Annotated in this window: 2 protein-coding genes; both read right to left on the reverse strand. The window is 54.9% G+C overall.

What is annotated here, in order from left to right:
* Positions 1-184: hypothetical protein (locus AC1D1X_RS23825; RefSeq protein WP_477699414.1), on the reverse strand; the 184-nt coding region annotated here is incomplete at its 3' end.
* Between the two features lie 511 nt (positions 185-695).
* Positions 696-1,019, reverse strand: a complete 324-nt coding sequence (locus AC1D1X_RS23830) for a hypothetical protein (RefSeq protein ID WP_477668255.1) — start codon at positions 1,017-1,019, stop codon at positions 696-698.
* Between the last annotated feature and the right edge of the window lie 190 nt (positions 1,020-1,209).

The following is a 1,209-nucleotide window of genomic DNA, read 5'->3' on the forward strand; positions in this document are numbered from 1 at the left end:
ATGAGAACCACTGGCGATTCATGGCAAGCTGGGCCGTTCGACCCTGCTGGCCCCAAGACTTGATTTCAACGTGGCCTTGGATTTGCGGCAGGGTGATCCAGATGCAGTCGTGGTACAGGGCGTGCTCGACACCCGCCGAGCGCAAGGTGGCCGACAACTCTTCCAAACCGTCATTGTGAGACATAACGTAAAAATGACCGGACCACGCCTTTCGACGCGAAGCCACCTTCTGCAGGCGGGGCCGTGTTGGCTGACGGGTTAAGCATCACCACCTCCCGCATCCGGCTTCCACCCAACGCGCAGCCTTTCAGCGACACGTTCTGTGAGCCAAGTGGCCGGACCGTACGCCACGGCTTCAATCATGACGGCCTTGTGCTTAGCCTCAGCCCAAGTCACGGAAGTCTCGATTCGAACAAGCTCTCCATCAACTTCAAGGTCGCTGATCTCTGCCGGTGCTCCGATACGCGCAGCCAACACATGCAGCGGTCGCGCCCCCCCACTCTTCAAGCACGCTAGCAAGAGAAGGATAAATTTGACCAGAGTGCATTGTGAGGCCTAACGTTTTGACTTTGGCGGCGTGCCATAGGCACGTCCGCTTGAAGGAAGGGTTGGCTGTCATCGTGTGAATGTCCCGACGTGACGCCTGAGAAATGACGATTCGCCGCAAGGTAAGTCTCATTGACGGTGGCACGCGTTCACTCGGGCACCACCTTCCTGAAGTAGAAGACCTCGTTCTTGAGGCCTGACAGGAGGGAGAGATCAAAAAAGTCCAATAGAGTCCAGTTGTTCGCGCCGCATTCAAGGTGTAAATCGGAAGACACACGAGATATCTCGATCGTTGGGCTGCCAACCATTTGCTGCATCCGCAGTTCCAACTTCGCTGGTATATCAGCTTGCTCAAGTTGAACGTGCACGGTTTCCTTCTCTCGAATGTACGCGAGGCGCCGGCCGTTGCAAAGGATATCCATCGGTACAAACTTGCCATACCAGCCGGGRTTCCGCGTGATTATGACCTTCATGACGGGTAGCGTAGAGGTAACCGGCTACTTGCGCCAGGAGCCCACGAAGCGGGCGGACGCCCAATTAGGGGAGGGTTTGCTTAACATCACAAATTGTTAGAGGGCATGTCGAAAGAACTTGTATGCAATTGGTATGACTATTAGTGGCTGAGCAGCAAAAAACACCAGCAAGTACTTAAAGACTCTCACT

Source organism: Polaromonas sp. P1_G4 (assembly GCF_056405475.1).